The organism is [Anoxybacillus] calidus, from assembly GCF_013760845.1.
GTDB classification, from domain to species: domain Bacteria; phylum Bacillota; class Bacilli; order Bacillales; family Anoxybacillaceae; genus Paranoxybacillus; species Paranoxybacillus calidus.
Genome location: NZ_JACDUU010000005.1, coordinates 45,445 through 70,431 on the forward strand (window position 1 = coordinate 45,445; position 24,987 = coordinate 70,431).

Below are 24,987 nucleotides of genomic sequence, written 5' to 3' on the forward strand. Positions count from 1 at the left end.
ACTTATAGGTCAGCCTCTTTTTTTATACAATATTTTATTAGAATATTCTTAATAGAAAAATAAAGGTGAGAGAGAATGAGCGAACAGCATATTCAAAAACTGCAGACATTAAAAGCAATTGCTGAAACGTTAAACGAAGCGAACGATTTAGAGGAAATGCTAGATGCCGTGTTAAAACAATTAATCCATGTAACCGAATTAGAATGTGGCTGGATTTTTTTGGTTGACAAAAAGGGATCTTATTCTCTTGTTGCTGATTGTGAACTTCCTCCTGCTCTTACATGGGAAAATAAACAGCCGATGTGCGAAGGAGATTGTTGGTGTTTAGACCGCTATAACGATGGACGGTTGCAAAGGGCGGCAAATATTATTGAATGCAAGCGTTTAGAAGATGCAATAGAAGAAAAATGGGGGGATACGAAAGGAATTACTCATCATGCGACCGTTCCTTTACGCGCTGGTGATGAAAAGTTTGGGTTATTAAATGTTGCTTCACCGAACAAAACCCATTTTACAAATGAGGAACTGGCTTTACTTGAAGCAGTAGCGTTTCAAATTGGGACGGCAATAAAGCGGATTAAGCTCGTCGAAAACGAACAAAAATTAGCACTTTTAGCGGAAAGGAATCGTTTGGCGCGTGACTTGCATGATTCCGTGAACCAATTGCTTTTTTCGCTCATGCTCACAGCTGGTGGAGCGAAGGAAATGACGACCGATGGACGGATGAAAAAGACACTAGACTATATTCAACAATTAGCACAAGAAGCGCTTCAAGAGATGCGATCATTAATTTGGCAGCTTCGCCCGCAAGGTTTGGAAAATGGGGTGGCCAGTGCGTTAATGAATTATGGAAAAATGCTTGGTCTAAACGTAGAGATGGACATTCATGGTGTCATTGATTTACCAAGTGATGTAGAAGAATGCTTATGGCGTGTTGGTCAAGAAGCACTCAATAACTGCAAAAAACATGCAGACGTTTCAACTGTATCCATTTTTATTACTGTTAAAAATAAGCAAATTAAAATGGAAATTACAGATAAGGGATGCGGTTTTAACTACAGCGATGAAGAAATGCCGTCCCTTGGTCTAAAAAGTATGAAAGAACGAATCGAAGCGATGAATGGTACTTTTCATATAAAAAGCGCAATCGGTAAAGGAACGACTGTTCAAATGATGATTCCATTGAAAGGAGAGAGAGCAAAATGACGATTAAAGTGTTAATTGCTGATGATCATCATGTCGTTCGCAGAGGTTTAGTCTTTTTTCTAAAAACACAAAAAGAGATTGAAATTGTTGGTGAGGCAGCAAATGGCGAAGAGGCATTAACACTCGTTGAGAAACTTCAACCTGATGTGGTTCTTATGGACTTAGTGATGCCGGTGATGGACGGGATTGAAGCGACAAAAAAAATAAAAGAGCTGTTTCCTCTGACAAAAATACTGATTTTGACAAGTTTTTCTGATCAAGATCATGTTATTCCTGCCATTCGTGCCGGTGCATCAGGATATCAATTAAAAGATATTGAACCAGATCAGCTTGTCGAAGCGATTAAATCTGTCTATAGAGGAGAAAGCCAGCTTCATCCTAAAGTGACTTCCCATGTGATGGCCCATTTGTCTCAAGGAGAGAAAAAAGAAGAGAATTTATTGGAAGAATTAACGAAGCGCGAAAAAGAAGTGTTGGCGGAAATTGCAAAAGGTAAAAGCAATAAGGAAATTGCTGCATCGTTAATGATTACGGAAAAAACGGTGAAAACACATGTATCCAATATTTTAGCAAAATTAAACGTAGCTGACCGCACCCAAGCAGCTCTTTATGCGGTGAAACATCTCGGACTTTAGTCGTATTGTGCCTTCGGCTATTTTCGTAGAAAAAGTTCACTCGATTCGACGATTTGCGCGAGATGAGTATTGTCTACAATTAGAAATAGGAAAACAATGAAGGAGAGATTCAAATGAAGATGGTTGTAGTAAATGGAAGTCCACGAAAATCGGGAAGAACAGGTATTGTTGCGAGATATATTGCTTCACAATACGGTGCCAAATTAATCGATTTAAGTGAGGGAGTATTGCCTTTGTATAATGGTGAAGCCGGCCAAGACCTTTTACAATCGGTAAAACAGCTGCGAGAAACGATTCAAAAAGCGGATGGTGTTATTCTCTGCTCCCCTGAATATCATAATGCGATGAGCGGAGCGTTGAAAAATGCCCTGGATTTTCTAGGAAGTGACGAATTTGAACATAAACCTGTCGCGCTTATTGCTGTAGGTGGAGGCGGCAAAGGTGGAATGAACGCGCTAAATAACATGCGCATCGTGATGCGAGGTGTTTATGCAAACGCGATTCCAAGACAGCTTGTCTTAGATCCATCTTGCTTTTCGGGCGGCGCATTAACAGAAACAGCGGCGCAGCAAGTAGAAGGAGTTATTTCAGAGTTAAAGCGCTATATGAAAGCGTTTGAACTGTTGAAGGTGCAAGATGAATAGTCTTTATCGTGATAGCCGCTTATATAAATTGCTTGCTGCTGGAAATGCAGGAACGAGAGTCGCACGCAGTTCATTAATGATGGAATGCATTCCGAATGATAAAATCGGCCGTGTCGACAGCTTGTTCCGTGCGGTTGGTTTGATGATTCGTATTTTGTTGTTATCCGTTTTCACGGGTGCTGTCTCATTGGAAAGTGTAATGATGCCGTATGCTATTTTAGGTGCAGTATTATCTGTTTCATTAATTAACGGTATGGGGTTAATAAAAACAGTGAAAAAAGAGGAAACGGATATTTCACAAGCTATGTAAGAGACTGACTCATGATGATTTCTCCCTCGAATGGTTATCATATTCAATGAAGGGATTTGTCTCATCTGAGTCTGCCTCTTTTCATTTAGTAAAAATTGACGTACTGTTCGTGGAGTACATTTTGTCCATTTGTTTCTAGTGCGTGATCAATATAGCGAAGCAAAGCAGTTAAGTGCTTTTGGATGACAGAATAATCATGTTCAAAGTTATAGGCATGAAGAAAATGCTCAATTTTTTTCGAAAGTAAGTCATCCTTTGTGCGCACCATTAAAATAAGCAAATTATCCCATTGGGAACGATGTGTATAATATAACGCTTTATCATAATCCAGTGTATTCAAACTCGAAAGCCCCCTTATAATGAGGAGATATGTTTAGTGTGTGATGAGTTTGGTGTTTTTTTCGCTGTAAATGTTGTGTGAATTGGTAAGCGGGGCGAAACAGAGAGCTGTGTTGGATTGGCTAAAATTATCGGATGGATATGTGTATAAAGCAGAGGATGACATACACACTAACAATACGCGAAATACTTTTTCATTCGGATGGTTCAATGTGTAGCCAAGAACAACGAGCGCAACTAAATCCACAAATTTTTTAGTGAGCAGCTTTATGGCAGAAGATAGAGCATATTACATATTTGTATAAAAATGCGACAAAACCGTTTTTGTGCTTTTAGCTTAACAAGCGCTTCCGTTAGCTTAATAAGCTAAATACTTACAAATACGGCATGGAGGAATAAGAACGCCAAAGCTACTATTGTAACTACTTTTGATAGCTGCAATAGTTGTTTACTTGCAAATGTTTTGTTTAACAAATAAAAGAAGCCTACCACCCATATCCCGTTTTGAAAGAAAGAGGAAATAATGTTTTTAATCACATTGAAAAAGAAAAATAAATCCAAAATGATTCCCCCCTTAATCATCGTTCCTCATGGACAACCCGAACGCATTTTTTATGTCAATATATTAACATAAAATTCCATAAAATCTTTGTGTCAATTTAATATTTTTTATAAGTCTTCCTTTTCTAAGTGAAAGGTAGAGGAGAAGGTTCCAAAGGGATTCTACGGCTGAACTGACCTTCCATTTTATGGTGAATTACTGTGAAAGCTCCATTTCCATGAGCAAAAGCGAGTAAGCGGATCGAATAAGAAATGAATGTTTTCTGTTTTCTTGTATAAAAAAATATGGTAAAATCATCAAGAACATATGTTCGTTGTTGAGTAGAATATAAATTTTACCGTTAGAAAGACGGAATTTTCCCGCTAGCATTTCGTCATTTTGATGAAGAGGTCTTTTTTGATTAAAAAGGACATATTTAGCAAAGGTGCAATTCGTATAATAAGGAGGTCATTGTGATGAAAAAGTGGACAAAATCGATCGAGATTAACGCACCGATTGAAGCGGTGTGGGAGCTATTTGACGGATCATTAGAAAACATGCAAAAAATAATGCCACAAGTGGTAGAACATACTCCCGTTCATGAAACGGAAGAAGTAGTCGGCAGTGTGTATCGTCAAAAGTATCGTGAAGGTAAGCGCGTGATAGAATACGATGTGAAAACGTTAGAGTACGCTGACAACTCAGCTTACAAAAAATTAAAGGTCGGATTCAACTTAGGGAATATGTTCGATATTACCGCTTGTTATGAACTGGAGAAAAAAGATGAAAATCGAACTGAGTTCACGTACACCGTAACGAATGAACCGCTGAAATGGTACACGAAATTATTCCTTCTTTTCGCAACGGAAAAAGTAGTTATTGACTTTGTGGAACGAGTGAAAAAAGTGGCAGAAGGCCAGCTGGTGAAATAAACGACTACGGGACGGGTTATTTGTATAAGTTTTAATACTGATTTGGACTCCCTGCGAGCCGAATTGGTATTTTTTATATTCTTCCCCTTCAGCCGTTTTATACGACAAAACCAAAAATATATGGAACAAAAAAAGTGTTGGTGAGGAACATCAACACTTTTTGACTAACATAAATCATCGTTCATGGTTAAACAACCTTCATCATTTCCCCATCTTTTTCATACATTGTGATAAGAGGAAAAAGGGGGGAGATGTGGATGAAACCAGAGGATCAAAAAGCACTTGAGTATGCGATTGCGGAGATTACGGAAATCGCGGAAGGCTTTGGATTGGATTTTTATCCGATGCGTTATGAAATATGTCCTGCTGACATCATTTATACATTTGGAGCATACGGGATGCCGACGCGGTTTTCCCATTGGAGTTTTGGAAAGCAGTTTTACAAAATGAAGCTTCATTATGATTTAGGATTAAGTAAAATTTATGAGCTAGTGATTAACTCGGACCCTTGTTATGCGTTTTTGCTTGATACGAATACCCTCATTCAAAACAAATTGATTGTTGCCCACGTATTAGCCCATAGCGACTTTTTCAAAAATAACGTTCGCTTCAGCAACACGAAGCGTGATATGGTTGAAAGCATGGCAGCAACCGCGGAACGAATTAAGCATTATGAGCATCAATACGGCAAACAAGAAGTGGAAAAGTTTTTAGATGCGGTGTTAGCGATCCAAGAACATATTGATCCTTCTCTCCTTCGTCCGAAGCTTTCATGGACATTAGAAGATACGGAAATATACGAGGAGGAAGAGACACCAAAACCAACCCCATATGATGATTTATGGTCACTCGATGAAAAAAAGAAACCTGCCCCTCCACAGAGAAAGAAGAAAAAGAAATTTCCACCGCAGCCGGAAAAAGACATCCTTCTCTTTATTGAGGAATATAGCCGTGAACTTGAAGAGTGGCAGCGTGATATTCTCACGATGATGCGGGAAGAAATGCTTTATTTCTGGCCGCAGCTTGAAACGAAAATCATGAACGAAGGCTGGGCATCTTACTGGCACCAACGCATCTTGCGCGAGATGGATTTAACAACCGACGAGGCAATTGAGTTCGCGAAGTTAAACGCCGGAGTTATTCAGCCATCACGAACAAGCATTAATCCATATTATTTAGGACTAAAAATCTTTGAAGACATCGAAGAACGCTGGAACAATCCAACGGAAGAAATGAAAAAACTCGGTGTGAAACCAGGCTCAGGGCGAGAGAAAATTTTTGAAGTGCGCGAACTTGATTCCGATATTTCCTTCTTGCGCAACTATTTAACCAAAGAACTGGTTATGCGTGAAGACATGTACTTGTTCCAAAAACAAGGAAAAGACTACAAAATCGTCGACAAGAGCTGGGAAAATATCCGCGACCAATTAGTGAACATGCGCGTGAATGGCGGATTCCCGTACATCACCGTCAATGACGGAGATTACATGCGAAACGGTGAACTATACTTGAAACATTGGTACGAAGGTATTGAATTAGATCTTAAATACTTGGAAAAAGTGCTTCCATATCTTCATCAGCTATGGGGCAGAGCGGTGCATATAGAAACGGTGGTGGAAAACCGCCCGGTGATGTTCACATATGATGGAAAAGCGGTGCATCGGAAGTTTATATAATTGGAGAAAAGGGCTGACACTACTAAGTGTCAGTCTCGTTTTTTGTTTGATTCAAGTTTAAACGAAACAAGAGCAGAAGCTATATCCATTAAAAGAAGAAGAGGCTAAATGAATTTTGTATGAGCTTTTTGCATCGTTCTTCTTTCTGTTTGGGCTTTTAGTGAGGTTATGGATACTTTTTAATCCCTTTTAAATAAATTCTGTAAGCAATAATCTTTATGAAAAGACTAAATGGAATAATTGGTATGGTTGTTCGACGAACGGAAGCATTACTTCAATAAGCAGGAGTAATGCTTTTCTTATTGAAGTAAGAGACATTCATGTTTATTGAATTTGATGGTCTAAATTGAGTTCATCTTTAAGCGAGGGAGGGAATTTTTACAATGAGCGGAATTTCCAAAACACCGAAGCCGCCATATTATGCAGTTATTTTTACTTCGGAAAGAACAGAAGGAGACAATGGTTATGGTGAAATGGCCGAAGAAATGGTTCAATTAGCTTCTCAGCAGCCGGGATTTTTAGGGGTGGAAAGCGTTAGAAATCAAGATGGGTTCGGAATAACGGTTTCTTATTGGGAATCACTTGAGGCGATAAAGAATTGGAAAGAAAACTTGCGACATAAAGTGGCGCAGGATAGAGGGAAAAGAGAATGGTACAAAAGATTTGCAACAAGAATTTGTAAAGTAGAAAGAGATTACTTTTTTGATAGTGAAAGCTAAGAACCATTAATATTTATAAGGAGGTTTTGCACTAGTTGAGAGTGATACTTCAAAAATGTATAAGAATTGGTTTGGATATCCTGTAAAACATTAGTTCAGTGCAAGATCATTCAACAATGCTTTCATGTTAATCAACTAAATAAATGGGATCATCATGTTACAATGATTATAAAAGCCTTTGGGGGGATTGGAGATGGAAACCATTTCATTGAAAGAACCCCTTTGTTCACTCGAAGAACGATACTGCAACCTGAAGTTCGAAAATCTGTAGAGGAACTTGAGATTCTGCTTGACGATGATTTTATAGAATTCGGAAGCTCAGGTCGTATTTTCAATAAACAGCAGGTTATCGATGGACTTGTAAATGAACCCATCATTCAAATGACGTTAATGGATTTCGAAGTGAAATTATTGGCACCAGATGTGGCATTAACGACTTACCGTGTGCTCAAACATAAAGATATGAAATACTCATTGCGCAGTTCTATTTGGAAGAGGAAAGAAGATAAGTGGCAAATGGTCTTTTATCAAGAACACCTTCAGCAGCACCTTAATAGTGCTGTCGGTAAATAAATATCATTCTAGTGGAATGAACAGATGACAACAGTAGAAAATTACTTCATAAAAAGGTGTAGTGCATCATATGGTTCACAGTTTTTACCTGATTAAACCGAGATTAACGAAATTCGACATTTTTTATAAGGTTTACGTTACCGATACTTCTTTTTATTTTATTAAAATCGGCGGTCAATTTCACAACCGTTATGCATATGAAAAGCAAATTCCGGTACTGTTCGAAATTTTATTTTGGTATTGGTTGAAAAAAACAGAAAAGAAGCAGACTGCTTTAGAAGCCGAGTATGACAATAAGGTCAATAACAACGAAGTATCTGAACTGTTACAGAAAGAGCATAACTTTTCCATTAACAGCCTGGAAATAAAGAACATTGTTATAAATACAGCAGCAACCTTTCATACAGGATTCCGAGATAACGGAACAATTTTATTTACACTAACAAATGGAGAGACACATAAGTTTATTATTCCTGAAACTATCTCCCGTGTGGCGATTAATAAAAGCATTAAAGAAGTTCAACCGGAACTATCCATTCAATATGATGGCGAAAAATGGGAGACGAATAATGAACATATTCCTCAACCTGAGGAGAATACCTTGTCAAAACGAATTCGAAAATTCTTATTTGGAGATTCCGATCTTCTACTCGACATCAATGCCAAACTAAGTCGATTCGGTAAAATACTTAATATTACCTGGTTCATTTTTCTAATCGTTTCAATAGTAACTTCAGATTCTTTCGTTTTTCCGTACTTGGTCAAAACCCTTCCAATTATAATACTCGTACTCGTTTGTATGATAATCCTGTTTCGCAAAGAATTTGGGTTACAGCGTTATATTCAACTTGGGATAACAGTTATTATGATGCTACTTTCTCATGAATGGGTTGATTTACCTTTTTATTTAAAACACGAATATAAAGTGGCTGAAGGAGTACCGAGTAAGTTTGAATTTCATTCCGCCCGTAAAAGTCCAGACTATTGGGAGGTCGTGGTGGATGATGTGACATTTTCTATGCCGGATGATATTAAGGAGGAATATTCACATAGATGGTTTGTTATTCGTTATCTCCCTTACTCTAAGTTTATTCTTGATTATGAAATATTAACTAGAGAAGAAACGCGGAAAAAGTTACAAACTCTTAAATGATCAAAGGACTTCTGCTTATTTCACGAAGTAGGTGAGATTGAATCGGATATTTCTTTCTTACCTACGTTTTTTATCCGCTAGATAGAGTGTTATAAGATTAGTATAGTCAAATATGTTGACGACTAGGTAGAGAGTTTTTTATATACATACGTGGGTAATTGAAGTTACTCTTAAAATTCGCTTTGGCATATACTATTACATGTATATGTAATGATAGATAAAAGATAAAAATATAGATAGTTTGATCAACACACAAAGGTGGTGGTGTTGTTGTATATGTTTATAATAATGCTTATAATTTTAATCGTAAGTGTATATAGACGTTATTATCCAGTTAATTGGATTCCATGTGTATCAAAGATAAATAATTCAAAAGATAATAATATAATCGTGCTAGATATCCGAGATTACACTGAAACAAGTAAGAATCCTGTTTCAAGTTCATTGAATATTCCTTATGCTTATTTAAAACGTTTCTATAAAGAAATTCCGAATCGACCGATTCATGTTATTGCCTCAGACGAATTAGAGCGCAACCTAGGGCTACGGTTTCTACTTCATAGAGGTTTTCATGTCACAAGCTACTATTTAACAGAATGCCCATGTGATGAAAACGATCAGAAAGAGGTATCGTAATATCGAAAAAGGTGAACAAACGGAGCACCTTGTAAAAGAAGCAGCGGAACTATTGGTGAAAAGCAGATAAAAAGAAACGTCAACTCTTATTAAAACTAAGGGTTGGCCATTTTTTTATCCTAATGTTCAAACAAAGAAAGTGATGGATTAGGTCAGGTATTAGAAGTACAAACAACAACAGGTAAAGGAGCCGAAAATGAATTAAAAAGGATTGATGAAAATACGATGATATACCGGGAATTGAAGCCAACGAACGCATTAGCTCCCTTTATAAAGTGTTTTTGGTACTTAGAACGTGATTATAAACAATTTGGCCCTGGTGAGGTAATATGGGCAAAAGGGGATGTTGAGTTACTTTTTCATTTTGGTGCCCGATATATAAATTCCAAAAATGAAATCATTTCTTGTAGTTTTCTTATTGGTCCATTAACGAACTATATAAATTTAACCTCCTTTGGAAACATTAGGTTGGTTGGTGCGAGGTTTCATCCGGGGGGATTCGCACCATTTTTCCGTATTTCGATGAACAGTTTGCGAAACCAAATCGTTCCTTTATCAGATTTAATTGGGCGGGATGCTGAAATTTTGGAAGAACGTTTGTTTGAAGCAAGTTTAGAGGATTCGATTTCCGTATTGCAACATTTTCTATTAGAAAAGCTACATACAGTTTCCTATCATCCTATCTCTGAATTAGCAAAGTGGGTTGAGAAAGAAAACGGAATGGTTCCATTACAAAATATCGAACAGTTAACAGGATTATCGCTTAGGCAGATAGAACGCAAATTTAATGAGTTTGTCGGATTTTCTCCAAAGAAAATGGCAACCATTTACCGTTTTAATGCCGCAAGGGAACACTTGCGGAAACATCCAGAGATGGATGTAATGGATTTGGCGTTTCATTATGGTTATTACGATTACTCGCATTTTTCAAAAGACTTTCGAAAGTATCTTGGAATCACACCTATTGAGTTTAAAAACAGTATGCTTGCTACGAGGGGAAACCATATGAAAAATGATATCGTTTTTTTACAAGATGAGTGAGTCAAAAATATGATACATTACAAATGGACAAGTTAAAACATATGTATAGAGGGAGGAAACTTTTATGATTAAACGAATTGCGACTGTCGCTATTTATGTAGAAGACCAGCAAAAAGCCAAAGAGTTTTGGACGGAAAAAGTAGGGTTTGAAGTTGTCGCTGAGCATCCAATGGGACCGAATGCCTTTTGGTTAGAGATAGCTCCTAAAGGTGCACAAACAGCATTAGTTATTTACCCAAAAGCGATGATGAAAGATTGGAATGAGAGAAAGCCGTCTATTGTGTTTGAGTGTGAAGATGTGCTAGGTACATATGAAACGATGAAAGCTAAAGGTGTAGAATTTTTAGGAGAACCGCAAAAAATGCAATGGGGCACATTTGTGCAATTTAAGGATATCGATGGAAATGAATTTGTGCTAAAAGGATAAAAAATCATTTTGTACTTATAATGGATTCTTCGCTACGCTGCCATGATCATGGCAGCGTTTTTCTTTTGTGAGAAGACTTCTGTTTCTAACATTTACAACGTTTGTTGAGATGAATCGAGGGGTAAAAAATATTGACATATTTTTTATAGTGTTATTAAATATAATTTACGACAATATTGACTATATTTAAACTTTAGTTCTTTAGTCAAAAGATAGAGGAGAAATATATGACAACAGACAAAAAAACAGCTATTCTCAGATCCGCTGCAGAAGCCTTTGCTCTCTTTGGGTATAAAGGGACTACGATGGATCAAGTAGCGAAAATGGCTAATATCGGTAAAGGAACTCTTTATACTATATTTTCAAGTAAAGAAGAATTGTTTGATGAAGTGATTAGTAGGGTAATTGCTAAAGTGATCCGTGTTGCTCAAAATGCCATTTCACATGAACGTTCATTTCAAGAAAATATATTAATGATTTTGGAAGAGGTGATGACCTTTCGAAAAAAAAGTAAATTGCTTGACAAGTTGTTGCAGGAAATTCGGATTGCTGGTACTCCTGTTGCCGAGAAGGCTCAAAAAAGGTATGAAGAAGCATTGGAACGTTTTATCGAACATCTACTGCAAGATGCTATACAGAAAGGAGAAATTGTCTCCTGTGACACGAAGATTGTTAGTTATGCCATTGTTCGGCTTTACATAGCCCTTACTTTGGAGTGGAATCGAACTCGTCCACCATTGGATAAAGAAGTAATCAAGCAATATATTAATCTCCTTCTCTTGAATGGATTAACGCCAAAACAATAATGGAAGAGGAAGGGAACAGACATGAATGGTATAAAGTTGATTTTTAAAGATTGGAAATTACTATTAAGTAATAAACATGGACGAATCGCACTAGGCTTTCTGCTCATTGTTCCTTTGATTTATGTAGGATTCTTTTTATCTGGATATTGGGATCCATATAGTCGACTCGAGCAACTTCCTGTCGCTGTGGTCAATTTGGACAAAGGGGCTGTGATGGACAATCAAGCGATTTATGCTGGTGACGACTTTGTTAAAAAATTAAAAGAAAACAAAGATTTGAACTTTCGGTTTGTGTCTTCTAAAGAGGCTGAAGATGGTCTAAAAGACGGACGGTATTACATGACCATTACGATTCCTGAAGATTTTTCCAAAAAGGTAACTACGTTGATGGATAAACACCCACAACCTGCACAACTTGTGTATAAAATCAATCCGGGAAAAAACTTCGTTGCGTCCCAGATTAGCAGTACTGCTGTGAAAGAAATGAAAACAAAAATGGCGAACAGTATTACGAAATCCTATACGGAAGGCGTATTTCATAAAATGCAGGAATTAGCAAAAGGGCTAGATAAAGCGGCAGATGGTGCTAGGAAGTTAAATGAGGGTACCTCAGAAGCAAAAAATGGGATGGCACGATTGACAGAAGGGCTAGGTAAAGCGGCAGATGGTGTTAGGAAGTTAAATGAGGGTACCTCAGAAGTAAAAAATGGGATGGTACAATTGACGAATGGGATCAATCGTTTAACGAATGGGGCTACACAACTCCAGCAAGGAAGTAATCGTCTTTCTCTTGGAGCACAAAAGTTAGATCAAGGACTCCAGAGGCTCAAACAAGGGACAACGGATTTATCAAGCGGTATGAGTCAACTTTCTATTGGACACCAAAAATTAGAAAATGGTATGGATCAATTGACTCAAGGAACAAAAGCATGGGCAGATGGAAGTGTGAAGATTGAACAAGGACAAGCTCAACTAGAAGAAACAGCAAACGTCTTAAAAGCTGCACTGGAACAGTATGTTCAAAAACATCCAGATGCTGTGCAGGATGCTGATATGCAAAAGATTATTAAAATCTCTGAAGGGATAGCTGTTGCGACCAATACGTTACACAATGGACAGACTCAACTCGTCGAAGGTGCAAAAAAATTAAATGCGGCACAAGGGAAAATAGAAGAAGGTATGAAACAATTTGGAGTTAAGATGAGTCAAGCGACCGAAGGAGCAAAACAATTGTCCGTTGGAGCAGCGCAACTAGCTAACGGCTTTTCACAGTGGGAAAATGGCTTTTTCTCTTTGAGCAAAGGAATTACGGCTCTGGCCAATGGAGAACAGCAACTCCATAATGGGGCAGAAAAACTATCCAATGGACTTACTCGACTTACGGACGGGATGAGTGAGTTATCGACCAAAGAACAGCAACTCTATAATGGGGCAGAAAAACTATCCAATGGACTTATTCAACTTACGGACGGGACGAGTGAGCTATCGACCAAATTAAATGAAGCGGCTCAAAAAACATCCACGATTCATACAAGCGATGCAGTAACTACTATGTTTTCACAACCAGTGAAACTTGTCGAATCGAAACTGACCGATGTTCCGAATTACGGTAGCGGAATTGCACCTTATTTTCTTTCTTTAGGTCTTTACGTTGGCGGAATCATGGGAGCTAACATTCTTCCGCTCGTTCGCAGGGAAGAAATTTCTGGGACTGCCCATTTTATCAACAAATTAGGGTTATTTTACTCAATCGGATTGATCCAAACAGCTATTGTGGACACGCTCATTCTTTGCGTATTTAAGTTACACGTGACGAGCATACCTTTATTTATTCTTTTTAGTTTACTAGTGTCATTGACGTTTATGACCTTTATTTTGATGCTAGCGACGGTATTTGGACTGGTTGGAAAATTTGCCGCTATTACGCTCTTAATTCTTCAGCTTGCAACATGTGGAGGAACATTCCCGATGGAATTAAATGCTCCAATTATGAGAAGCATCGGTCAATGCCTGCCAATGACTTACTCGCTTCGAGGATTTCAAGATGTCATTTCATTAGGGGATTGGTCTCAATTACAACAACAAACGTTGATTTTACTTTCTTATCTTGTTGGTGCGGCTTTAATCATCTGGGTCACATGCCTCATTCAAAATAGAAAAAGTCCAACAGCTCCTGTCCATTAATCATCATTTAGCCAGTTAAGCGAATAGGGGAATCGAAAAAAGTGATATCCAATCGGATATCACTTTTTTAATAAGCTTGCTTCAAATTAAGTGGATAATCGTCAAACTGGAGGTTTAAATTGCTAAAAATCTAGTGTTTTTAGACTATGGAATAATTCTAAAAAAAATTTATATTTAAAGTAGGACGTTGTATTTATTCTTTACTGAATAGTACAACGATAAAGGCAAAGCTAGTGAAAACTAGTGTCGCAAAGCTATAGGGGCTAAGGCGAGGGAGACCTGCTATGCCAGCCAGCTGCCGAAAGTAAAAATTCAGTAAAGGGAGATGAATGAAATGAAAAGACAGAAAAAACTGCTTGTGGGTGGATTAGCTTTTGCCCTGCTCTTTGGACAAGGCATTGGCTTGGCCGAAGCCAAGGGGAAGGAAAGTAAGCCGAAAAATGAGAAAAAACAAATTATTGTTGACAAAAATAAGAATGGCATCGCGGATTCTTGGGAAGCTAAATACAAACTTGGCTCAGGAAAAGATGTCGCTAAAAAGGATAATGATAAAGACGGTTTAAATAACTTAATTGAATATCAATTAAACTTCAATCCGTTATCAGCGGATACAGATAAAGATAAGGTAAAAGACGGAAATGAAGATTACGATAAAGATAAGTTAACAAATTTGCAGGAATTGCAAGCGAAGCTAAATCCTGCTTTAAGTGATTCTGATAAAGATAAAGTTCTCGATTCCATGGAAGATAACGATGGAGACAAGTTAGCTACCATCGAGGAATTTATTGTGCAATCCAGTCCAGTTATTAGTGATTCCGATAAAGATGGCATAAAAGATGGACAGGAAGATAAGGATTTAGATTTCATAACAAACGAAAAGGAATTTGACTTACATCTAAACCCTAATGTAAGCGATTCTGATAAAGATGGCATTGTTGATGGAGACGAAGACTTAGACAGCGATGGATTGACAAACGAAGTGGAGTTAGAGCTTGGCCAAAATCCTTTAAACAAAGACAGTGATAATGACGGCGTGCGTGACGGCTCTGAGGATAAAAATAAGGATGGAGTGCAAGATTTAAATCAATTAAGAGAATTAAAGATTGAAATTAAAACATTGAAGGGGAAGAAAACTCAAATTCAGTATGAGTTCAAAGATGGTGCTTTCGAAGCAAAAATTAAGGACGAAACAGGCACTCTGCTAGGTAAAAATATTCATGAGCTTGTCCAAGAGCTAGCGCTTTTGCCAAATGAAAAACAAAGTGAGATGATTGCACGGATTCAGGAAGTATTAGGCATCGATGATTTTGTCAAAATTGAAGTAAAAGCGAAATTTTTTAACGGTACAAAAATAAAGATTGAAATAGAAAATGAAGTAAAAGAGCCAGCAAAACCAAAAAAACCAAAACAAGAAGAACCTAAAGATGAAGAGCATGAGCATGAAGATGGAAAACAAGAAGAAAAAGAGCAACAACATGAAGACGAGCAACAAGAAGAACATGAAGAATAATTAAGAACAACAATGACCTGCTTCAGCAAATGAGGCAGGTCATTATTTATGATATGGAATTGTTCCTTGAGTAAAGTACTCTTAATGATTTTGCATCTGCGAAGCGAGCAATTTGGCAATGTCCTTTTCAAAATCTATAGGTTCTTCATTTGGTTCATATCGGCGAATCACGTTTCCGTTTTGGTCAATGAGGAATTTTGTAAAATTCCATTTGATTTCATCGCCGATTAACCATTCCGGTGCTTTGTCCAAAATCATTAGTTTTAAAGTCTTTGCAGTTGCGCTTGTTTCATCAAATCCTCTAAACAGAGCTTCTTTCTTTAACGTTTTTTACGAGAAGTCTCCCTCCTCTAAGCGAATTGTAGGGAGGAAAGGTTCATTCAAATTTAGTTCTGGAGAATAAGGCGGTAAAAAAACAAAACGTTAATCGATCTTGTATGCGCTCTAAGAAAGGTTGCAGATGGAATATTGAGTACGGAGTAAACGGCAGATAAATGAGCTGCCGTTTTATCATTTCTGGGCATGTTTTGATACAAGTTATACTTCATCAAGACAGCTACATTCTTATACCTTTCTAACCTACGTCATACGTTAAAATAGTGGGTTAACATCATATATTTTGCTAAAGTTAAGGTTTATATACATTTAAATGTGGAAAAGATGGTTAAAAAAATTACCTTAAAAGACTAGAGCTTGGAGGGATTTTGTTGATTGAAAATCTCATGGAGATACAAGATATTTTAGTTCGCTCAAAAGATGCACTGAGTAAGTTTAAGGACATTTTAGTTCCAGCGATTGAACAAGCAAAAGATGACCATGAACGTTTGTATTGGCATCATATTTACGAGGAAGAAGAACATCGTTTTGATCGTTTGGAAGCGCTGCTACCGAAACTGCAATCGCAACTTCAAAACAGGTCTGCTGTTTCGAAAGGAAATGGTGATTTCCTACGTTTACTGCAAGACATTAGTCTTGAAAAGTTTGGTCTACATAATTTTTTAGAGCACCTTGATTTATCCCTTTTTCACTATAAGGATACGGAATATCAGGAGACTATTGAATCATTAAGAAATATGACGGCTGAGGATTATCAAAAAATAAAATATACATTTGAGGCATTGAACAAAGAGCTTGATGCACCTGTTCACTTTGCAGCTTCAGTGCCTACAGATGAAAAAGAGAACCAGTCGGAGCATTTAAAAATACAGGAGTATACAACAGGCAATCAAAACATGATTCAACAAACTACTTTAAGAACTCTGTATCTAACTGTGGGTAGTTTAAAAAATATGTAGGGAGGAGAACAAGCGATGGATAAAGCAATAATCTATTCTGAATCTACGTTAAGTAGTGAACAATGGAGAGAGTTGGATCAAACAGTCATCGATAGTGCTCGGAGGCAACTAGTAGGCAGAAGATTTATTGATATATATGGACCACTTGGTGAAGGAGTTCAATCCGTTGCGAATGACGTATATGAAAACCCTGAAAGTGGGGAAATCAGCTTTCATGGTGGAGAACTAAATCTTTCAGAGCCAACACGTCGTGTGCATTTGACGATTCCGCTTATACATAAAGACTTTATTTTGTATTGGCGTGATATTCAACTGGCGAAACAGCTTGCTAGTCCTATTGACTTTTCAGCCGCTTCAAATGCTGCTCAGCAGTGTGCATTACTAGAGGATGATTTAATTTTTAATGGATCTACTCCATTTGATCTTCCTGGGATTATGAATGTAAAAGGAAAGATTGCTCACATACGTAGCGACTGGATGAAATCAGGAAACGCTTTTGCCGATGTGGTGGAAGCCCGAAATAAACTATTGCAACTAGGACATACAGGTCCATATGCTTTAGTCCTTTCACCTGAATTGTATGCTCTCATTCATAGAGTTCATGAGGGGACCCATGTACTGGAAATTGAACATATTAGAGAGTTAATGCCTGCAGGTATTTATCAAACACCAGTGATTAAGGGCAAAAGAGGTGTAGTGATTGATGTTGGAAAACAAAATATAGACTTAGCTATTGCCGTAGATTTTCAAACGGTGTTTTTAGATGTCGAGAACATGAATTATATTTTCCGTGTTTATGAGTCAGTTGTACCGAGAATAAAACGTCCAAGCGCTATCTGTACGTTAGAAGATCCAGAGGGAGAATAAAACCATAAATTTCAATATAAACAGCGCTTGCTGTTTATATTGAAATTTATGCAATTGATTTGAATTGATCTTTTATTTTCGAAATCATGGAAGATAACTCTGGGTCAGGAATATCAAAGCCTATATCATCAAGGATCATTCTTACTTCTTTTAGAAAGTGAATGGTATAACTTCCTTGATGGACATCGAAAAGACGTTTTAAGTATTTGAACTTTTCTTTAATCATCAAATTTTTATATACTACATTTTTTAATTCGGCTATTTTCTTATGTTCCGGAGAGGAGATGACACTCACTTCGTTAACGTTTACAATTATTTTTTTTCCTTCATTTGTTACAAAGCCAATGGAATAATAATTTGAACCTAAATGGTCTACATGAGTAATACAAGCGTATGGATATTCTTCTCCTGAACGAAGACGAAGAAAAGAGGTTTCAATGACTCCGCCAAGTTTTCTTTGATTGGATAAAATCGCATGTATATCCCGTAAACCATTAATTTGGATACCCACAAAGATTCCTCCTTTCTTGTATATGATAACAATTCTCAACTAAGTTGTAAATGATATTCATTTTCAAAATTGAGTGGTAATTTTAGGAGGGTTTATGTTATATGGAGAGAAGATTAACCGTGGGGTCATTAATAAAAAATAAACAGAGAATAGAGATCGCGGAATTTTCTAGTGTAATTGAAAGTAAGACGATGCGAAGTGTTATTAAAATAAAACAAAATAATCAATCTTTTAAGTTATTACCTATTTCAAATGAGTTACTGCTCGATAGTGCCTTAAAGCAAGGGATACCTCTAGATTATAAATGCAGGAAGGGAACATGTGGGAAGTGTGCGGTTGAAGTTATTGAGGGACAGAATGTATTATATCCGAGAACGAAAAGAGAGTTGGAAAAATTCCGAGATGTAAACATGCGTTTAGCATGTCAAGCTAGAATCAAGTAATTTATTAGCCCTCCTTTGATACATAGGCTGTTTTTTCAATCGTAGTTTTAATATTTAAGATGATGATGGACTTTGTCTATTTTTATTTTAGAAGAGGTATTTAATCATTTTTTGTTGTTAAGTTTTGTAAAATTCCGCTACTTTCGTAAGGAATGTTGTATTAACAAGAAAAACGTGAAGAGGAACACGAAGATTAAGTCAAAACAACAATGACCTGCTTCAGCAAATGGAGCAGGCCATTATTTATGCTATTGAGTAAAGTACTTTTAATGATTTTGCATCGATGAAGCGAGCAGTTCGGCAATGTCTTTTTCAAAATCTACAGGTTCTTCATTCGGTTCATATCGACGAATCACGTTTCCATTTTGGTCAATAAGGAATTTTGTAAAATTCCATTTGATTTCATCGCCGATTAACCATTCCGGTGCTTTTTCCAAAATCATTAGTTTTAAAATCTTTGCAGTTGCGCTTGTTTCGTCAAAACCTCTAAACGGAGCTTCTTTCTTTAAATATTGAAATAATGGATGAGTGTTGCTGCCATTCACTTCGATTTTTGCAAATATCGGAAATGTTACACCGTAATTGAGCTGACAAAAGGTAATGGCGTCTTGACTGCTTCCTGGTTCTTGTTCACCAAACTGATTGCAAGGAAAGCCGAGAATTTCAAAATTATCGTTACGATATTTTTCATAAAGCTTCTGCAAGTCTTGAAACTGAGGGGTAAAGCGGCATTTGCTAGCGGTATTGACAATTAAAAGCACTTTTCCTTTATAATCAGATAATGAGATAGTTTGACCATTAGCCTTTTTTACTTCAAAATGATAGATGGACATATATTCCTCTCCTTATTTATACCTTTTACTAATTTATATTAATTATTATTTAATATTATTGTTAAAATGTAAAATGATTTGTTTCGGAGTTTTCTTAAATAAAGACTGCGACAAACATTTATTATTTGATAAGAAATTGGGAATGACTGCAACTTGACATTTCGTTTTTGTTGTAACTATAATGGTTACATGGAGGTCAGTATATGAAAATCAGTAGTCGTTTTACAGTAGCCGTACACATTTTATCTTTGTTAGCGTTAGAACCCAGTGCACATTGCACTTCAGAATGGATTGCAGGGAGTGTCAACACAAACCCTGTAGTTGTTCGCAGAATTATTGGGAAATTAAAAAAAGCTGGTTTAGTGGATGTGCGACCTGGAACAGGTGGGGCATATCTTTTGAAAGAGACAAAGGAAATTACATTGCTTGATATATATCGGGCAGTGGAAGTAGTGGAAGAGGGAGAGTTGTTCCAATTTCACGAGCATCCTAACCCAAATTGTCCGGTAGGGGCGAATATTCAAGCTGTTCTCGAAATTATTTTGCTTCGCGCACAAGCAGCAATGGAAAAAATATTAGAAGAAATCAGCTTAGAAGAATTAGTCAATAATTTAGCTAAACAGATTGAACAAGGAAAACAATAATTTAATTTTTTTTAAGATTGTTGTAACAATTTTAGTTACAACGTGGTGCTACTGAAGGGAAACCTCCATTTTTCAAAATAATTAAGTATAGAAAGGGATGAAGGGGTGTCATGAAGATTGCATTAATTGGAGCTACAGGAATGATTGGTAAGTGCATATTAGAGGAAGCTTTAGCAAGAGGTCATGAAGTAACGGCAATTGTTCGTGATCCATCTCGCAAGGTTGACGGAAGCGGTAAAGTGAATACGGTAGTTGGCAACATATTTGATGTCGAAAGTCTTACTAATGCGATAGCTGGGCATGATGTAGTTATTAGCGCATTCGGACCAAAAATTGGTAAAGAAGAAACATTAGTGGAGGCCACTCGTTCACTAATTAGCGCAGTTAAACGCGCAGGAGTTCCTCGTCTGTTAGCTGTTGGCGGAGCGGGAAGTTTAGAAGTGGCACCGGGAGTACAGCTTGTAGATACACCGGAATTTCCTGATTTTATTAAACCAATTGCACTCGCACATCGTGATGCATTAGAAATCTACCGCCAAGAAACAGAATTGAATTGGACGAATGTAAGCCCGGCAGCTTTCATTGAACCTGGAGAAAGAACGGGAACATACAGAACAGGTATTGATCAATTAGTAGTGAACGAAAAAGGAGAAAGCCGTATATCCGCAGAAGATTATGCGGTTGCGATGCTGGATGAAGTAGAAAATTCACGCTTCAGCCGCATGAGATTTACGGTGGCGTATTAAAATCAAAGTTTATAAAAAGGTGGGAGTAACAATGAGTAAAGCCATTCATCCGGATGCCACGATTGGACACGTTCATTTAATCGTGTCTAATCTTGAACGTTCTACTCAATTTTATCGCGAAATAATTGGGTTTCAAGTCTTAGCGACAGAAGAAAACATCGTCACACTTACCGCTGATGGAGTGACACCTTTATTAGTGCTTGAGGAGAGAAAGGATGCGGTAAGAAAACCACGGAGCACAACAGGATTATATCATTTTGCCATTTTAGTTCCTGACCGTGCAAGCCTGGCGCGTTCTCTTCTTCATTTACTGCAAAAAGGTTATCCACTGCAAGGCGCATCTGATCATCAATTTAGTGAAGCGGTTTATCTTGCTGATCCGGACGGTAACGGAATCGAAATTTATGCCGACAGACCAAAAGAAGAGTGGGAGAAAACAGAAAGCGGCGAGTATAAAGGAGTTACCGAGCCGCTGGATGTGAACGGATTGCTTGCTGAGGCAGGAGATATTCCTTGGGCAGGTCTTCCAAGCGGAACACGAATCGGTCATATTCATTTGCATGTTGCTGATATTCAAGAAGCAGATAAATTTTACCGTAATGGACTAGGATTTGAAGCAACGATAAGAATGGGAAACCATGCACTATTCGTATCGGCAGGCGGCTACCATCACCATATTGGTCTTAACACGTGGGCTGGAGTTGGTGCACCACAACCGCCAGAGAATGCAGTTGGCTTGCGTTTATTTTCCGTTATATTACCGAATGAGGATGAACTGAAAAAGATTGTTGAACAGCTAAAAAATATCGGAGTAACAGCTGAGTTTGCAGAGAAAACGGCACTTGTCAAAGATCTGTCGGGTAATCAAATTCAACTGAAAGTGAAATAACATCATTTATTTTTTTTAAATAATTATCTCTATTTAGAGATTTATTAAATAAAAATAATTTTAAGGAGGTCGTTTTTAGTGGTAAATAAACAAGATTTTGGAGGGTTTGTTTTACGAATAACGTTAGGGATTATCTTTTTGGTGCATGGCATTGTAAAGTTTCAAAGTGGTATTGACAATATCGCTGGGTGGTTCAGCAGTATTGGTTTACCGGGATTTATGGCATACGGAGTAGCTTTGCTTGAAGTCATTGGCGGTATGGCCTTAATCATTGGTATAGGAACAAGACTCGTTTCTGTGTTATTTGCTTTGTTAATGGTCGGTGCGATTGTAAAAGTTAAGCTTGCTGCTGGCTTTTTAGGAAATGGCGAGACGGCAGGCTGGGAGTTTGATCTTGCTTTATTGGCGATGGCTATTTATCTTTCGCTTAGTGAACAACAGCCGTTTTCTGTGGACCGATGGATAAAAGATAGAGCGGTCGTTGATACAAATAAAAGTGCTTAATGCACACAAAAAACACGTTAGATCTAGGTGATTTAACGTGTTTTTATTATTTTTATATGGCGTACAAGCTCTTCCGGCTTTTCGGATCCAATGAGCAGGTGTTTTCCGTTTTTTAATTCAATTAGTACTCCCTTATTTCCTCTCATATTATAGGCCCAGCCTTTTTTCGGGCTCCAGCGGATTCCCCAGCCACCGTAGGATAGAGGATTGTATGTGCAGGCTTCCACCTGTTTTATGTCTTTATAAGGGAGAAAGCGGGAAACGAAAGGAGAAAAACGGACGTAGATACCATCTTCCCGAACTTCCGTAGTCAATTGTATCGACAAAAAGAAGATGGGAAACAAAATTCCAAATACGACTAAAAGAATCCATATTTCTGTATCACTGGCAGGATTCGTTCCAAAAGGGATAGCGAATACAATTTGCTGAATAAATCCATACCAAATCAAACCCGTGACAAGAATAATAGGTACAAAAAAATACCATGGTGCCTTTTGTACTTCGCGAATGTATACTTTCATAAACATCACTCCCTTTTATTTATATGTACGAATTCAAGAGTTTTCAGGTTTCGAATAAAAAACTAATGGCTAATACGATTTTTCCAATAACTCCATGCCTGCAAATATTTATTCAAATCGTGAGGATGATGTCTTACGCCTGTTGCTATACGAAGATATAGTCCAATGATGACTTCTTTATGTAAGAGTTCATCGCTTGGTTTTCCAAAAACGAAATGATCTGCTGCTGATTTGATTGTGTCGAACGTTAAATTGTCAGGCGAAGAACAAAAGGCATAAATCAAATCATAAAGCGGCGGTCCGTAAACGGGAGTTGGATCAATTACTCCGCGCAACTGTTTCTTTGCGAAAATAAAATTATGAACGCCGCAATCTCCATGCAAGAGAAACGGCTCATCGATAAAACTCTGCCGTTTCGTATCATTAACAAATTGGCAGACTATATGAAAATCTTCTTCGCTTAAAATGGAATGGAGAACTTTTTTAGCATCACGTACCTTACGTAAGAGAAAGCTTTCCCATGAATCTGTTAGGTCGTCCGCCCAACCCCATTTTTTAGAGTTAGGGGCAGGTTTATAATGGTTAATGAGCTGCTGGACAAGTGTTTTCAGCATCTCTGTTTTATTTTTCTTTGGGTAGTCGGTTATTCCTTGTATGAATGTATAAACGATATATTGGTGAGATGGGTCGACGTACAAAAGGTCTGGAAGCAGGGAAATGTCCCGGTAATAATCGAGAAAATAAGATTCTGCCTCAATGACTTGCGGCTCGTTGGTCTTAATGACGTATTTCGCGTTGTCGTTGTAACAAATAACCGCTAAGCTGCTCGATGTTCCTCCAGCAAGCTGTTTATACTCGATAAAATTGTCAGGAAGTATTTCTTTAGCGATTAAATCGGAAATCGTTTTTTGCATGTTCATTGTAATCCCTTCTTACTTATGATTGTCCATCATGTATGTTCTTCAAAAAGGATAGCGAATCCTTTTTTAGCCAATCATATTTTCACTGCTGTTTGTTTTATTTTAGTGGTGATGTTTCATACACATCGCCTTTTTTATTTTTTTGTGATGTTATAATTTGTTAGAAATGAAAAAAATTATTTTTTAACCGAACTATTTGCTTCTGGCAATTGTATATAAAGTGAATGGATTTATTGTTGATCGCCTATAGGTGGCTGAGCGAGGTGAAAAAAGTGGAGTTTCAATTATCCAAACATGAGGCGGAGCAATTATTTCGCGAATACGGGGAGTATGTGTACCGTACCGCATTATTTTTAACGCGTTCGCGCACGCATGCGGATGATATTGTTCAAGAAACGTTTGTTCGTATTTATACCAAATTTCATACATATGACAAAGCGAAGCCGATTAAGCCTTGGATTTATAAAATTACCATCAATGTGACGCGCAACTATTTGAAAAAACAAAAGATTTATAACTTATTTAAAGCTGGTAAGCTAACAAATGATCATTCGTATGACTCACTTGAGTCCGTTTATTTGCATAAAGCCGAGTTAAATGAACTGTGGGAGCTTGTCAATAAACTGTCGCAAAAAAGCAGGGAAATTCTCATTTTGCACTATTATTTAGAGTTAACTCTTCCAGAAATCGCGGAAATTTTAGACGTTCCGCTCGGTACGTGCAAATCGCGGCTGCATACGGCATTGACGCAACTGCGAAAAAAAGCAAAGGAAGAACATTTATTTTATTTCATGGAGGATTCGGTATGAAGCGTGAAGAGGAAAAACTAAGGAGGTTATTTAAGGAGTGGGGAAAGAATCAACAGCCGTCTATCTCTTTTGAATCGATTTGGCAGAAGACAAAGCGAAAACAAGCGATTCAAGCTGTTTCCTACCGTATCGCGCTTGTAACTGCTGTATTGTTAGCGATTCTTATCATTCAACCGCAGCAGTTATTTATGAAAGAACAAATAAATACGGCTACCTCTGGACAAAAAGAAATCATAATGAAAGGTTCTGTAATAGGTTTATCTACAAAAATTGTAATAAGAGGACAGAGCAACTTGCCGGAAGGAGCGGTTATTCAAGCAGTTCTTTCAGAAGATGCTGAAGGCAAAATAGTTGTGCTAAAGGAAACGGTCAAAGTAGATAAAAGGGGGGATTTTACTTTTGTGCTTCAACGTCCTGTTATAGAACGTGATTATGTACTTTCTGTCGCTTTTTTGCCGGAGCTTCAGCCTCAGTCTATTCAACAGATATACGGAGAGCGTGGGGAACAAATAGAACAAGGCGATGCTACGTTTACTTACGGAAAAGATGGCATGACATATCGCGGGCTGAAACTATATGACTGGATTTTAGGGATTAAGGGTACTACTGCAGGACAGGATACGTTTTTATCATCACAATTGCGCGATTATCCGAAAAATTAATTTTTGAGGAG

The 24,987-nt window shown here is 37.5% G+C and carries 30 protein-coding genes and 1 riboswitch; of the genes, 23 read left to right on the plus strand and 7 right to left on the minus strand.

All coding sequences use genetic code 11. The annotated features are described in order from the left end of the window. The first annotated feature begins 75 nt into the window (after positions 1-75). From HNQ85_RS10755 to HNQ85_RS10770, 4 genes are all read left to right on the plus strand, one after another. Positions 76-1,206: a GAF domain-containing sensor histidine kinase gene (locus HNQ85_RS10755; RefSeq protein WP_181537727.1), complete on the plus strand. Its 1,131-nt coding sequence runs from the start codon at positions 76-78 to the stop codon at positions 1,204-1,206. Continuing rightward, the gene (locus tag HNQ85_RS10760) at positions 1,203-1,841 is read left to right on the plus strand and encodes a response regulator (RefSeq protein WP_181537728.1); all 639 of its coding nucleotides are present in this window, start codon (positions 1,203-1,205) and stop codon (positions 1,839-1,841) included. Before HNQ85_RS10755 ends, HNQ85_RS10760 begins: the two co-directional genes overlap by 4 nt. Before the next feature lie 113 nt (positions 1,842-1,954). Further along, on the plus strand, positions 1,955-2,485 hold the full coding sequence (locus HNQ85_RS10765) for an NADPH-dependent FMN reductase (protein ID WP_181537729.1): 531 nt from the start codon (positions 1,955-1,957) through the stop codon (positions 2,483-2,485). After that, positions 2,478-2,795, plus strand: a complete 318-nt coding sequence (locus HNQ85_RS10770) for a hypothetical protein (protein ID WP_181537730.1) — start codon at positions 2,478-2,480, stop codon at positions 2,793-2,795. Before HNQ85_RS10765 ends, HNQ85_RS10770 begins: the two co-directional genes overlap by 8 nt. A gap of 85 nt (positions 2,796-2,880) precedes the next feature. Here HNQ85_RS10770 and HNQ85_RS10775 read toward each other — a convergent pair whose 3' ends face one another. Together HNQ85_RS10775 and HNQ85_RS10780 are read right to left on the minus strand one after the other, a co-directional pair. Beyond that, positions 2,881-3,135, minus strand: a complete 255-nt coding sequence (locus HNQ85_RS10775; RefSeq protein ID WP_181537731.1) for a YhdB family protein — start codon at positions 3,133-3,135, stop codon at positions 2,881-2,883. Positions 3,136-3,500: 365 nt separating this feature from the next. Next, the gene (locus HNQ85_RS10780; RefSeq protein ID WP_181537732.1) at positions 3,501-3,695 is read right to left on the minus strand and encodes a hypothetical protein; all 195 of its coding nucleotides are present in this window, start codon (positions 3,693-3,695) and stop codon (positions 3,501-3,503) included. A 456-nt stretch (positions 3,696-4,151) separates the two neighbouring features. Between HNQ85_RS10780 and HNQ85_RS10785 the strand changes: the two genes are divergently transcribed. The 10 genes from HNQ85_RS10785 (at position 4,152) to HNQ85_RS10835 (ending at position 15,332) form a co-directional block, all read left to right on the plus strand. Next, positions 4,152-4,607: an SRPBCC family protein gene (locus tag HNQ85_RS10785; protein ID WP_181537733.1), complete on the plus strand. Its 456-nt coding sequence runs from the start codon at positions 4,152-4,154 to the stop codon at positions 4,605-4,607. Positions 4,608-4,864: 257 nt separating this feature from the next. Beyond that, the gene (locus HNQ85_RS10790; RefSeq protein ID WP_181537734.1) at positions 4,865-6,283 is read left to right on the plus strand and encodes a SpoVR family protein; all 1,419 of its coding nucleotides are present in this window, start codon (positions 4,865-4,867) and stop codon (positions 6,281-6,283) included. A 383-nt stretch (positions 6,284-6,666) separates the two neighbouring features. Further along, positions 6,667-7,002, plus strand: coding sequence for an antibiotic biosynthesis monooxygenase family protein (locus HNQ85_RS10795; RefSeq protein ID WP_181537735.1), 336 nt, complete (start codon positions 6,667-6,669; stop codon positions 7,000-7,002). A gap of 162 nt (positions 7,003-7,164) precedes the next feature. After that, the gene (locus HNQ85_RS10800; RefSeq protein ID WP_246326851.1) at positions 7,165-7,575 is read left to right on the plus strand and encodes a nuclear transport factor 2 family protein; all 411 of its coding nucleotides are present in this window, start codon (positions 7,165-7,167) and stop codon (positions 7,573-7,575) included. Between the two features lie 70 nt (positions 7,576-7,645). After that, positions 7,646-8,728, plus strand: a complete 1,083-nt coding sequence (locus HNQ85_RS10805; protein ID WP_181537736.1) for a hypothetical protein — start codon at positions 7,646-7,648, stop codon at positions 8,726-8,728. Between the two features lie 861 nt (positions 8,729-9,589). Further along, complete coding sequence (locus HNQ85_RS10815) at positions 9,590-10,405, plus strand: AraC family transcriptional regulator (RefSeq protein WP_343046505.1); 816 nt, start codon at positions 9,590-9,592, stop codon at positions 10,403-10,405. Between the two features lie 64 nt (positions 10,406-10,469). Next, positions 10,470-10,832, plus strand: coding sequence for a VOC family protein (locus HNQ85_RS10820; protein WP_181537738.1), 363 nt, complete (start codon positions 10,470-10,472; stop codon positions 10,830-10,832). Between the two features lie 227 nt (positions 10,833-11,059). After that, entirely contained in the window at positions 11,060-11,638 is a 579-nt protein-coding gene (locus tag HNQ85_RS10825) for a TetR/AcrR family transcriptional regulator (RefSeq protein ID WP_181537739.1), read from the plus strand. Positions 11,639-11,659: 21 nt separating this feature from the next. Then, a complete protein-coding gene (locus HNQ85_RS10830; protein WP_181537740.1) occupies positions 11,660-13,822 on the plus strand; it encodes a YhgE/Pip domain-containing protein in 2,163 nt (720 codons plus the stop codon). 213 nt (positions 13,823-14,035) lie between these two features. Then, positions 14,036-14,125: riboswitch (cyclic di-GMP riboswitch) on the plus strand. A 31-nt stretch (positions 14,126-14,156) separates the two neighbouring features. Beyond that, the gene (locus HNQ85_RS10835) at positions 14,157-15,332 is read left to right on the plus strand and encodes a hypothetical protein (protein ID WP_181537741.1); all 1,176 of its coding nucleotides are present in this window, start codon (positions 14,157-14,159) and stop codon (positions 15,330-15,332) included. 81 nt (positions 15,333-15,413) lie between these two features. On the opposite strand, the gene HNQ85_RS10840 is transcribed toward HNQ85_RS10835, so the two are convergent. Beyond that, on the minus strand, positions 15,414-15,590 hold the full coding sequence (locus tag HNQ85_RS10840) for a hypothetical protein (protein WP_246326852.1): 177 nt from the start codon (positions 15,588-15,590) through the stop codon (positions 15,414-15,416). 449 nt (positions 15,591-16,039) lie between these two features. On the opposite strand from HNQ85_RS10840, the gene HNQ85_RS10845 reads away from it, so the two are divergent. Continuing rightward, complete coding sequence (locus tag HNQ85_RS10845; protein WP_181537742.1) at positions 16,040-16,627, plus strand: IMEF encapsulin system ferritin-like cargo protein; 588 nt, start codon at positions 16,040-16,042, stop codon at positions 16,625-16,627. 15 nt (positions 16,628-16,642) lie between these two features. Further along, the gene (locus HNQ85_RS10850; protein WP_181537743.1) at positions 16,643-17,494 is read left to right on the plus strand and encodes a family 1 encapsulin nanocompartment shell protein; all 852 of its coding nucleotides are present in this window, start codon (positions 16,643-16,645) and stop codon (positions 17,492-17,494) included. 46 nt (positions 17,495-17,540) lie between these two features. Here the strand turns inward: HNQ85_RS10850 and HNQ85_RS10855 are convergent, their stop codons facing one another. Beyond that, a complete protein-coding gene (locus HNQ85_RS10855) occupies positions 17,541-18,005 on the minus strand; it encodes a hypothetical protein (RefSeq protein WP_181537744.1) in 465 nt (154 codons plus the stop codon). A 101-nt stretch (positions 18,006-18,106) separates the two neighbouring features. Here HNQ85_RS10855 and HNQ85_RS10860 point away from each other — a divergent pair, with 101 nt between their 5' ends. Continuing rightward, a complete protein-coding gene (locus HNQ85_RS10860; protein ID WP_220129192.1) occupies positions 18,107-18,448 on the plus strand; it encodes a 2Fe-2S iron-sulfur cluster-binding protein in 342 nt (113 codons plus the stop codon). A 266-nt stretch (positions 18,449-18,714) separates the two neighbouring features. On the opposite strand, the gene HNQ85_RS10865 is transcribed toward HNQ85_RS10860, so the two are convergent. After that, positions 18,715-19,281, minus strand: a complete 567-nt coding sequence (locus tag HNQ85_RS10865) for a glutathione peroxidase (protein WP_181537745.1) — start codon at positions 19,279-19,281, stop codon at positions 18,715-18,717. Between the two features lie 203 nt (positions 19,282-19,484). Between HNQ85_RS10865 and HNQ85_RS10870 the strand changes: the two genes are divergently transcribed. The 4 genes from HNQ85_RS10870 (at position 19,485) to HNQ85_RS10885 (ending at position 22,064) form a co-directional block, all read left to right on the plus strand. Next, entirely contained in the window at positions 19,485-19,925 is a 441-nt protein-coding gene (locus HNQ85_RS10870; protein WP_181537746.1) for an Rrf2 family transcriptional regulator, read from the plus strand. Between the two features lie 110 nt (positions 19,926-20,035). Further along, a complete protein-coding gene (locus tag HNQ85_RS10875) occupies positions 20,036-20,671 on the plus strand; it encodes an NAD(P)-dependent oxidoreductase (RefSeq protein WP_181537747.1) in 636 nt (211 codons plus the stop codon). Between the two features lie 31 nt (positions 20,672-20,702). Further along, on the plus strand, positions 20,703-21,560 hold the full coding sequence (locus tag HNQ85_RS10880; protein WP_181537748.1) for a VOC family protein: 858 nt from the start codon (positions 20,703-20,705) through the stop codon (positions 21,558-21,560). A gap of 78 nt (positions 21,561-21,638) precedes the next feature. Further along, positions 21,639-22,064, plus strand: coding sequence for a DoxX family membrane protein (locus HNQ85_RS10885; RefSeq protein ID WP_181537749.1), 426 nt, complete (start codon positions 21,639-21,641; stop codon positions 22,062-22,064). Positions 22,065-22,096: 32 nt separating this feature from the next. Here the strand turns inward: HNQ85_RS10885 and HNQ85_RS10890 are convergent, their stop codons facing one another. Both HNQ85_RS10890 and HNQ85_RS10895 read right to left on the minus strand, forming a co-directional pair. Continuing rightward, positions 22,097-22,585, minus strand: coding sequence for a DUF6141 family protein (locus HNQ85_RS10890; RefSeq protein ID WP_220129193.1), 489 nt, complete (start codon positions 22,583-22,585; stop codon positions 22,097-22,099). A gap of 62 nt (positions 22,586-22,647) precedes the next feature. Beyond that, on the minus strand, positions 22,648-23,505 hold the full coding sequence (locus tag HNQ85_RS10895; protein WP_181537750.1) for a phosphotransferase: 858 nt from the start codon (positions 23,503-23,505) through the stop codon (positions 22,648-22,650). 263 nt (positions 23,506-23,768) lie between these two features. On the opposite strand from HNQ85_RS10895, the gene HNQ85_RS10900 reads away from it, so the two are divergent. Both HNQ85_RS10900 and HNQ85_RS10905 read left to right on the plus strand, forming a co-directional pair. Continuing rightward, positions 23,769-24,314 (plus strand): RNA polymerase sigma factor, encoded by a 546-nt coding sequence (locus HNQ85_RS10900; protein WP_343046506.1) that lies wholly within the window; start codon positions 23,769-23,771, stop codon positions 24,312-24,314. Further along, complete coding sequence (locus HNQ85_RS10905) at positions 24,311-24,976, plus strand: hypothetical protein (RefSeq protein WP_181537751.1); 666 nt, start codon at positions 24,311-24,313, stop codon at positions 24,974-24,976. The genes HNQ85_RS10900 and HNQ85_RS10905 overlap by 4 nt, the downstream gene beginning before the upstream one ends. Positions 24,977-24,987 lie beyond the last annotated feature (11 nt).

Coding starts and splice junctions, on each gene's coding strand:
- HNQ85_RS10755 (WP_181537727.1), top strand. CDS start 76: ATGAGCGAACAGCATATTCAAAAACTGCAGACATTAAAAGCAATTGCT.
- HNQ85_RS10760 (WP_181537728.1), top strand. CDS start 1,203: ATGACGATTAAAGTGTTAATTGCTGATGATCATCATGTCGTTCGCAGA.
- HNQ85_RS10765 (WP_181537729.1), top strand. CDS start 1,955: ATGAAGATGGTTGTAGTAAATGGAAGTCCACGAAAATCGGGAAGAACA.
- HNQ85_RS10770 (WP_181537730.1), top strand. CDS start 2,478: ATGAATAGTCTTTATCGTGATAGCCGCTTATATAAATTGCTTGCTGCT.
- HNQ85_RS10785 (WP_181537733.1), top strand. CDS start 4,152: ATGAAAAAGTGGACAAAATCGATCGAGATTAACGCACCGATTGAAGCG.
- HNQ85_RS10790 (WP_181537734.1), top strand. CDS start 4,865: ATGAAACCAGAGGATCAAAAAGCACTTGAGTATGCGATTGCGGAGATT.
- HNQ85_RS10795 (WP_181537735.1), top strand. CDS start 6,667: ATGAGCGGAATTTCCAAAACACCGAAGCCGCCATATTATGCAGTTATT.
- HNQ85_RS10800 (WP_246326851.1), top strand. CDS start 7,165: ATGATTATAAAAGCCTTTGGGGGGATTGGAGATGGAAACCATTTCATT.
- HNQ85_RS10805 (WP_181537736.1), top strand. CDS start 7,646: ATGGTTCACAGTTTTTACCTGATTAAACCGAGATTAACGAAATTCGAC.
- HNQ85_RS10815 (WP_343046505.1), top strand. CDS start 9,590: ATGATATACCGGGAATTGAAGCCAACGAACGCATTAGCTCCCTTTATA.
- HNQ85_RS10820 (WP_181537738.1), top strand. CDS start 10,470: ATGATTAAACGAATTGCGACTGTCGCTATTTATGTAGAAGACCAGCAA.
- HNQ85_RS10825 (WP_181537739.1), top strand. CDS start 11,060: ATGACAACAGACAAAAAAACAGCTATTCTCAGATCCGCTGCAGAAGCC.
- HNQ85_RS10830 (WP_181537740.1), top strand. CDS start 11,660: ATGAATGGTATAAAGTTGATTTTTAAAGATTGGAAATTACTATTAAGT.
- HNQ85_RS10835 (WP_181537741.1), top strand. CDS start 14,157: ATGAAAAGACAGAAAAAACTGCTTGTGGGTGGATTAGCTTTTGCCCTG.
- HNQ85_RS10840 (WP_246326852.1), bottom strand. CDS start 15,590: ATGATTTTGGACAAAGCACCGGAATGGTTAATCGGCGATGAAATCAAA.
- HNQ85_RS10850 (WP_181537743.1), top strand. CDS start 16,643: ATGGATAAAGCAATAATCTATTCTGAATCTACGTTAAGTAGTGAACAA.
- HNQ85_RS10860 (WP_220129192.1), top strand. CDS start 18,107: ATGGAGAGAAGATTAACCGTGGGGTCATTAATAAAAAATAAACAGAGA.
- HNQ85_RS10865 (WP_181537745.1), bottom strand. CDS start 19,281: ATGTCCATCTATCATTTTGAAGTAAAAAAGGCTAATGGTCAAACTATC.
- HNQ85_RS10870 (WP_181537746.1), top strand. CDS start 19,485: ATGAAAATCAGTAGTCGTTTTACAGTAGCCGTACACATTTTATCTTTG.
- HNQ85_RS10875 (WP_181537747.1), top strand. CDS start 20,036: ATGAAGATTGCATTAATTGGAGCTACAGGAATGATTGGTAAGTGCATA.
- HNQ85_RS10880 (WP_181537748.1), top strand. CDS start 20,703: ATGAGTAAAGCCATTCATCCGGATGCCACGATTGGACACGTTCATTTA.
- HNQ85_RS10890 (WP_220129193.1), bottom strand. CDS start 22,585: ATGAAAGTATACATTCGCGAAGTACAAAAGGCACCATGGTATTTTTTT.
- HNQ85_RS10895 (WP_181537750.1), bottom strand. CDS start 23,505: ATGAACATGCAAAAAACGATTTCCGATTTAATCGCTAAAGAAATACTT.
- HNQ85_RS10905 (WP_181537751.1), top strand. CDS start 24,311: ATGAAGCGTGAAGAGGAAAAACTAAGGAGGTTATTTAAGGAGTGGGGA.